The organism is Microcoleus sp. B4-D4, from assembly GCF_036705185.1.
GTDB lineage: Bacteria > Cyanobacteriota > Cyanobacteriia > Cyanobacteriales > Microcoleaceae > Microcoleus.
Map to the genome: position 1 here is coordinate 38,898 of NZ_JAUBTX010000028.1, position 8,434 is coordinate 47,331.

The 8,434-nt window shown below is 46.7% G+C and carries 7 protein-coding genes; 5 read left to right on the plus strand and 2 right to left on the minus strand.

Going from position 1 to position 8,434, the window contains the following annotated elements:
- Positions 1 to 93 precede the first annotated feature (93 nt).
- From QUB13_RS19740 to crtB, 3 genes are all read left to right on the plus strand, one after another.
- Positions 94 to 1,302 carry a hypothetical protein gene (locus QUB13_RS19740; RefSeq protein ID WP_333383721.1) on the plus strand — a complete coding sequence of 403 codons (1,209 nt, stop codon included), beginning with the start codon at positions 94 to 96 and terminating at the stop codon, positions 1,300 to 1,302.
- A gap of 165 nt (positions 1,303 to 1,467) precedes the next feature.
- Positions 1,468 to 2,841 carry a 15-cis-phytoene desaturase gene (pds, locus tag QUB13_RS19745; RefSeq protein ID WP_333092341.1) on the plus strand — a complete coding sequence of 458 codons (1,374 nt, stop codon included), beginning with the start codon at positions 1,468 to 1,470 and terminating at the stop codon, positions 2,839 to 2,841.
- Positions 2,842 to 3,049: 208 nt separating this feature from the next.
- On the plus strand, positions 3,050 to 3,979 hold the full coding sequence (crtB, locus tag QUB13_RS19750; RefSeq protein WP_194065592.1) for a 15-cis-phytoene synthase CrtB: 930 nt from the start codon (positions 3,050 to 3,052) through the stop codon (positions 3,977 to 3,979).
- Positions 3,980 to 4,025: 46 nt separating this feature from the next.
- Here crtB and QUB13_RS19755 read toward each other — a convergent pair whose 3' ends face one another.
- Positions 4,026 to 4,496, minus strand: a complete 471-nt coding sequence (locus tag QUB13_RS19755; protein WP_333383724.1) for a hypothetical protein — start codon at positions 4,494 to 4,496, stop codon at positions 4,026 to 4,028.
- 15 nt (positions 4,497 to 4,511) lie between these two features.
- Between QUB13_RS19755 and QUB13_RS30525 the strand changes: the two genes are divergently transcribed.
- Positions 4,512 to 4,718: a hypothetical protein gene (locus tag QUB13_RS30525; protein WP_442922183.1), complete on the plus strand. Its 207-nt coding sequence runs from the start codon at positions 4,512 to 4,514 to the stop codon at positions 4,716 to 4,718.
- Positions 4,719 to 4,843: 125 nt separating this feature from the next.
- Here QUB13_RS30525 and QUB13_RS19760 read toward each other — a convergent pair whose 3' ends face one another.
- Positions 4,844 to 7,633: a valine--tRNA ligase gene (locus tag QUB13_RS19760; RefSeq protein ID WP_333383728.1), complete on the minus strand. Its 2,790-nt coding sequence runs from the start codon at positions 7,631 to 7,633 to the stop codon at positions 4,844 to 4,846.
- 155 nt (positions 7,634 to 7,788) lie between these two features.
- On the opposite strand from QUB13_RS19760, the gene QUB13_RS19765 reads away from it, so the two are divergent.
- Complete coding sequence (locus QUB13_RS19765) at positions 7,789 to 8,166, plus strand: GxxExxY protein (protein WP_194063366.1); 378 nt, start codon at positions 7,789 to 7,791, stop codon at positions 8,164 to 8,166.
- The last annotated feature ends 268 nt before the right edge of the window (positions 8,167 to 8,434 follow it).

An 8,434-nucleotide genomic window follows, 5' to 3' on the forward strand; every position in this document is an offset into this window, starting at 1 on the left:
GCCCAATGACCTGTTTGGCCAATGACCTGTTTGCCATATACCCAGTGACACCTCATCTTTCTGAGAAATGCTATATATCACCAATAAACTATTATGAATACTTCTGAACCTGCTATTAAACGTTTTCCCTGTCCTAGCTGCGGGGCTTATTTAGAGTTCAACCCCCAAGCAGGAAAGCTCAAGTGCGGTTACTGCGGCTGGGAAGATGCAATTCCTCAAACTGCGGAAGAAGTAAAGGAGAATTCCTACGAACAATATCTAAAAAACGATCGCACGGCGCTGACAACTTTATCCACAACAGCCCTGGAAGTAAAATGCAATGATTGCGGAGCAAGTATTACTTTTGAACCGCCGAAAGTAGCGGGTAGATGCCCGTTTTGTGCTTCTCCAATTGTGACGCAACCTGTAAAAGCCAGCCCTAGCGTGCAGCCAGAGGGAATTATACCCTTTGAAGTTACTGATAAACAGGCCAGAGAAAGCATTCAGAAGTGGCTCAGCAACCGCTGGTTTGCTCCTTCTGCTTTGAAATCTCTGGCGCAACCGGAGAAAATTCAAGGGGTTTATTTGCCGTTTTGGACTTACGACTGTTATACGGTGAGTTACTATAAGGGCGATCGCGGAGAGCATTACTACGTGACTGAGAGTTATACAGAAACTAATGCTAACGGCGAAACTGAAACTAAAACTCGCGAAGTCCAACATACCAGGTGGTGGCCTGCTTCTGGCAGAGTCGATCGCACTTTTGATGATATTCTGATTCCGGCGACAACTTCAGTCGATCGCCCGCGTCTGGATGCACTAGAACCTTGGCATCTCAAGGAGTCATTGCGCCCTTACAATTCTTCTTATTTAGCTGGATTTGAAGCACAGCGATCGCAAGTTTCTCTCCCTCTAGGATTTGACTCTGCTAAAAATATCATGGCGGGTGCTATTCACTGGGATGTTTGTAGACATATCGGCGGCGACGAGCAGAGGGTTCACAGCGTTTCTACAGATTACAATGCTATCACTTTTAAGCATATTTTGCTACCAGTGTGGATGTGCGCCTATCGCTATCAAAACAAGCAATATCAAGTAATAGTTAATGCTCGCACCGCCGAAGTTCAAGGCGAACGTCCCTACAGTGCTTGGAAAATTGCTGGTGCTGTTGTTAGCGGTATCGTGTTTGCGGGTGCGATGTACCTATTGTTTAGTGGTAATTGGAGATATCTCCCTATTCCCGGCCTACCCGATCCCGACGAATACCAACCAACTTCCTTTGTGGGCGATCGCGCAAGATTGTCGGAAAAACCAGGTTTTTGAGTTGTAGTGGCGCGGCCTAGAAACCGGGTTTTTTGCCAATTTTTTCGATGAAAGCCCAAGATTGTCGGAAAAACCCGGTTTCTGAGTTGTGGTGGCGCGGCCTAGAAAATGTAACGACTTGTAACGTATAATTAAGGCGAAGCGAACAGAGGGCAGTAGTATTAAATGCGAGTTGCGATCGCCGGAGCCGGCCTAGCAGGGTTATCCTGTGCAAAATATCTCACCGATGCGGGTCACACCCCCATCCTCCTAGAAAGTCGGGACGTACTCGGCGGCAAAGTAGCCGCTTGGAAAGATGCAGACGGCGACTGGTACGAAACCGGCCTCCACATATTTTTCGGTGCATACCCAAATATGCTCCAACTATTCAAAGAACTAGACATCGAAGACCGGCTGCAATGGAAAGAGCACTCGATGATTTTCAATCAGCCGGAAACACCCGGAACCTATTCGCGCTTTGACTTTCCGAATATTCCGGCTCCCTTCAACGGCCTTGTGGCTATCCTCAGAAACAACGATATGCTCACCTGGGCCGAAAAAATCAGTTTCGGCATCGGTTTGGTTCCGGCGATACTTCAGGGCCAGAAATACGTCGAAGAAATGGACAAATACTCCTTTTCCGAGTGGCTCAAAAAGCAAAACGTCCCCCCCAGAGTCGAAAAAGAAGTATTCATCGCCATGTCCAAGGCGCTGAATTTTATCGACCCCCACGAAATATCTGCAACCATTCTGCTGACAGCCCTCAACCGCTTCTTGCAAGAGACAAAAGGCTCGAAAATGGCTTTTTTAGACGGTTCCCCTACGGAGAGGTTGTGTCAGCCGATGGTAGACTACATAACTGAGCGCGGTGGCGAAGTCCGGCTGAATGCACCCATCGGGGAGTTTTTGCTCAATGATGACAACACGGTGCGCGGTTTCCAGATTCGGGGTGTCAAGGGGGCAGAGTCAGAAGTTCTGACGGCTGATATTTACGTTTCGGCGATGCCGGTTGACCCGCTGAAGTTGATGATGCCGAAACCTTGGGCCGAAATGGGTTATTTCAAAAAGCTCGAAGGTTTGGAGGGTGTACCGGTGATTAATGTACACTTGTGGTTCGATCGCAAGTTAACAGATATCGACCACTTGCTGTTCTCGCGATCGCCCTTGCTGAGCGTCTATGCCGACATGAGCAACACCTGCCGCGAATATGCCAACCCAGACAAATCCATGCTGGAACTGGTACTCGCACCGGCCAAAGACTGGATAGGCAAATCTGACGAAGATATCGTCGCAGCCACAATGGTCGAGTTAGAAAAACTCTTTCCCGACCAAATCCCAGAACCCGCCAAACTGCTCAAATATCACGTAGTCAAAACCCCACGTTCCGTCTACAAAGCCACTCCCGGCCGTCAAGAGTGCCGTCCGACCCAAACCACTCCCATTAGCAATTTCTATCTAACGGGGGATTATACAATGCAGCGTTATCTTGCGAGTATGGAAGGTGCTGTGCTTTCTGGTAAGCTGACAGCGCAGGCTATTTCAACGGCCAATAACAAATGAAAAATTAAGAATTTTTCATAAATACTGGGATTTGCGCGCGGGCGACGTGAAACCGGGTTTTTAGCCAAAATATTTGCTGAAAACCCTCAATCTCGGTTCAAAAACCAGGTTTCTCGGTTCGGATGCGTCATTCCTAAAGACGTAAAAGAATCTCCCGTTGTCTCAACGGGGGAATGTCAGTTCTAATCTTTAAATTTCTTATTCTCGGATGCTGCAACTGTCAAAACTCCAGTGCATGAGAACTCTGGCTTCTTTGGAAGAATCCTACGAATTGTGCCGCCAAGTCACAGCGAGTTATGCCAAAAATTTTTATTTAGGCACTCAACTCATGCCCGAAGCCAAGCGTCGGGCTATCTGGGCGATTTACGTTTGGTGCCGCCGCACCGACGAACTCGTAGACGGGCCAGGTTCTGAGGCCACAACCCCTGAAACTCTAAATCTGTGGGAAAAACGCCTAGAATCATTGTTTGCCGGCCATCCCCACGACGATTACGACGTGGCTTTGGTGGATACCTTGTCTCGTTTCCCGATCGACATTCAGCCGTTTAGAGAGATGATTGCGGGCCAGCAAATGGACTTGTACCGCAGCCGCTACGAAACTTTTGAAGAGCTCAATCTTTACTGTTATCGAGTAGCGGGTACTGTCGGGCTGATGTCGATGTCTGTGATGGGTGTAGACGAATCGAACCGGGCTGCCAACTGGAATTGGCACTGGGGAAATAAAATTCCCAAGGAAGAAGCAATCGCCCTCGGTATAGCCAAGCAGTTAACTAACATTCTGCGCGATGTCGGAGAAGACGCCCGTCGCGGCCGCATTTACCTGCCCTTAGAAGACTTAGCGCTGTTTAACTACACCGAAGAAGATTTATTCAACGGTGTGATTGACAACCGCTGGCGGGAGTTGATGAAGTTTCAAATCCAGCGAGCTCGCAAATTATACGCCAGCGCCGAGCCCGGAATCAAAGTTTTGAGTCCCGATATCCGCTGGACAGTTTGGGCTGCTACGATGTTGTACAGCAGAATCTTAAATGCGATCGAACGGAATCAGTACGATGTTTTCCAGAAGCGGGCTTATGTCAGCAATTCTCAGAAATTGCTGTGTCTCCCCGCCGCTTGGATCAAGTCAAAAGTGCTTTAGCCTCCGGCAATATTGCTTCGATATCAGTCCGCGCCGGCGGACTTTGTTATGGCGCATCAAAATTCAATTGGGAGGGCTGATTTTTGGTTTCCAGCAATTCTTTTTCCTGCTGGAGTTTGGCTTCTAAATTTTGAATTTGTTCGCGGCGGGCTTCAAGTTCGATCGATCTGCGAGACAATTCTTGACTTTGCAAAGTGAGAGATTGGCGGCACTCTTCTGATTTGTTGGCTTCTTGCTGAAAAAAATCGGGAGTAAAGCCTGTGGTTAAATACTTTTCAACTAATTCTAGTACCCAGTTTGTAGCTGTTTGAACCTGCAAAATGTTGCGATTTTCGCCAATATCTGCTAATACTAGCATTCCTTCATTTAACACATTTTGATTACAATTTGGCGGCACTATCAAAACAGTTTGTTCGGGAAGAATAGCCCAAGTCTCATCAGCATTTTGACAAGCCAGTAATTGCAGACTTATTTCACCTAAAATATCCTTCTTTTGTACTTGGGCTAAATATAGCATAGGGGTTATTAGTTATTGGTTGTTGGTTATTTGTTATTGGTTGTTTGTTATTGGTTATTAGTTATTTGTTATTGGTTATTAGTTATTAGTTATTTGTTATTAGTTATTTGTTATTTGTTATTGGTTGTTTGTTATTGGTTGTTTGTTATTGGTTATTGGTTATTGGTTATTTGTTATTGGTTGTGGCCGAGACTCGATCCCCCTCGCATCCCCCTTTTTTAGGGGGGTTAGGGGGGATCGAGAGGATGGGGACTCAGATAGAAGACTGATACTACCTTGACTGTAGAATTTAGATGCGCCTCAACTTAGCTGTCAACTTTCAACTGTCAACAATCAACCGTTAACTATTAAAACAACTTTAGCCGATCGCGCAAAATCTCAGCTTGTTTTTCGGCTTCTGCCAAACCATCCCGCGCCACCTGAACAACTTGTGGATCGGCTTTTTCCACAAACTTCTGATTAGTCAAACGCGCCGCAGTATGCTTAATTTCCCCTTCTATCTTAGCCAACTTCTTCTCTAATTTACCGCGCAAAGCCGCAATATCAACCACTCCAGCCAGAGGAATTAGCAATTCCACTGTGCCGATAACACCTGTAATACATCCCCCCTGACCAAATCCTCCCTCACCAAAAGGTCTCATACCGAATCCTGCACTATTCCATGAGACTTCATAGCCACTCCGAGTATCCGAAGCATTTTCTAAACTTTCCACTCTTGCCAAATCCTTAATGTAGACTTCTCCTGTTGAGACAATTTCTTGTTCCTTTTCGTTTTTACTTTTCCAAACCACCGTCACCTTCACACTGGGTTTGATATCAGCATCTGCCCGCAAATTGCGGATTGTACGGATTATCCCGAACAGCAACTCAAACTGCTGTTCTAATTCTGGATCTATCGTGGAGATATCCGCTTCAGGATAAGCTTGCAAAGCCAAACATCGATCGTCACCTGTTTGAGTCAGAGTGTGCCAAATTTCCTCAGTAATGTGTGGCATAAAAGGATGCAGCAACTTCAGAATTCCTTCCAACACAAAAGCAAAAGTTTGCTGCGCGACTTTCTTAGAAGTTGGTTCAGCATCCTGTTGCAAGCGAGATTTGACTAACTCAATATACCAGTCGCAGAAATCGCCCCAAATAAACTCGTAAAGATTCTTAGCCGCTTCTCCCAAGCCGTAAGTTTCCAAAGAATTGCGACTTTGTTGCACAACTTGATGATAGCGAGAAAGAATCCAGCGATCGCACAATTCCAAACCAACACCTTCTACAGCCGGACTTCCCAACTGCTGCGGAGTCTGTCCTTCCAGATTCATCATCACAAACCGGGCCGCATTCCACAGCTTATTTGTGAAATTCCGGGAAGCCTCGACTGATTTCGATTCATCAGTTTTGCGATCGTACTCCATGCGAATATTTTGACCGGCCCCTACCACTTCCTTAACCAAAGTGTAGCGCAAAGCATCAGTCCCGTACTTACCAATTAACAGCAGCGGGTCAATACCGTTATTTTTACTCTTAGACATTTTTTGACCTTTTTCATCCAACACCAAACCGTGAATGTAAACAGTATCAAAAGGCATCTTTTCAGTAAAATGTCCGGCCATCATCGTCATTCTAGCAACCCAGAAAAAGATGATATCAAAACCAGTCACCAGAGTAGTTGTGGGATAGTAAAAATCGAAATCCTGAGTTTTTTCCGGCCATCCCAAAGTAGAAAAAGGCCATAATCCAGACGAAAACCAAGTATCCAATACATCTGGATCTCTGACCAACTCAACATCTTGCCCAAATTGAGCCGCAGCTTTTTCCCTAGCTTCAGCTTCAGTTTTAGCCACCACAAACGGCGTTGTATCAGTAATTTCGCCGTTAGTTTCGCTAACAGCATACCAAGCAGGGATTTGGTGTCCCCACCACAATTGGCGGGAAATACACCAATCTTTCAATTTCACCAACCAATCGCGATAAACCTTTGTCCATCTGTCAGGAACAAATACAGGCGAATTACTTTTATCTAATGCTTCTAGCGCGCGTTGAGAAAGCGGATCTATCTTCACAAACCATTGGGTTGATATCAACGGTTCGACGGGAACTTTGCCGCGTTCGCTGTACGGAACTGTATGTTTGTAATCTTCTATCTTAACCAAAAACCCGTCAGTTTCTAACCGCTTCACCACATTTTTGCGGGCAACAAATCGGTCTTGTCCTTGGAACTCTCCGGCATTTTCATTTAAAGTGCCGTCCTTGTTCATGATGTTAATAAACGGCAAATTGTGGCGCTTACCCATCTCGAAGTCATTCGGATCGTGGGCGGGAGTCACTTTGACACAGCCAGTTCCGAAAGTTGGGTCAACTAATTCATCGGCAAAAATTGGAATTTCGCGATCGAGAATGGGCAAAGTGACAGTTTTACCGATAAGATGCTTGTAGCGATCGTCCTGTGGATTCACCGCCACCCCAGTATCCCCCAACATCGTTTCCGGCCGAGTCGTCGCCACCTCCAAATAACCAGAACCGTCCGTCAAAGGATAGCGGAAATGCCACAAATGCCCGTCAACTTCCTGCTGGTCTACCTCCAAATCCGACACAGCAGATTGACTCGCCGGACACCAATTCACCAGGTAATTACCGCGATAAATCAGCCCCTCATCGTACAGGCGGACAAACGCTTCTAAAACCGCAGCGGATAAGCCTTCATCCATCGTAAAGCGTTCACGCGACCAATCGACAGACACGCCCAAACTGCGGAGTTGATTAGTAATAGTATTGCCAGACTCAGCTTTCCATTCCCAAGCCCGTTCTAAGAATTTTTCTCGCCCTAAATCGTGGCGAGTTTTGCCTTCTGCTTTGAGTTGTTTTTCTAGAATAGTTTGAACTGCGATGCTAGCATGATCCGTTCCCGGCAACCACAGGGTATTGCGTCCAGTCATGCGGTGATAGCGGACGAGGACATCAATCAACGTCTCTTCAAAAGCGTGTCCCATGTGGAGGCTGCCGGTGACGTTGGGCGGCGGAATGACGACGCAGTAAGGTTCGCCGCCGGCTTCGGGGTCAGCTTTGAAGGTTTGATTGTCTTCCCAGTATTTTTGCCACTTGGTTTCGGTGGCTTTGGGGTCGTATTGGGGTGGTAGGTTTGCGGTCATGGTGGCTTGAGGGTTTTATCTTATTTATGATTGTGCCACAGCGGGGGGAGGAGAAGAGTTTTGAACCGCAGAGGGCGCAGAGGGCGCAGAGGGAAGAGTGTTGCGAGGGTTTTGGATTATGATTTTGATATTGGTTTGAAAAGAGGAGAGGGGAGTTGGCAGAGGATCTTAATGAATTGAGTTACGCTGTGATTGGGGCGGCGATGGAGGTTCATAAGGAGTTGGGGCCGGGTTTTTTGGAAGCGGTATATGAGAATTCGTTGCGTGAAGAACTTTCGCGCCGGGGAATTCCTTTTGAACCTCAGCCTGCGGTGAATGTGCTTTACAAGGGTGTTGTGGTTGGGGAAGGCAGATACGATATGCTAGTTGCCAACACTCTCGTTATTGAATTAAAGTCTGTCCAAACTATACTTCCTATCCATGAGGCTCAAGTTATCTCCTACCTGAAAATGACTGGTTATCCTCTCGGTCTTCTCATCAACTTCAATGTCCGCTTTTTAAAAGAAGGAATCCGCCGCCTCATCCTCTCCTAACAAACCCTCTTATCCCTCTCCTCTCTGCGCTCTCTGCGCTCTCTGCGGTAAAATCCTCTTAATATCTATTTCACCTCTTGATAATCCACTCCATCAAGAGAAGAGTTTTGAACCGCAGAGGATGCAGAGGGCGCAGAGGGAAGAGTGTTGTGAGGGTTTTGGATATCGTAAAAAAACCTCTTATCCCTGCCCTCTCTGCGCTCTCTGCGGTAAAATCCTCTTAATATCTATTTCACCTCTTGATAATCCACTCCATCAAGAGAAGAGT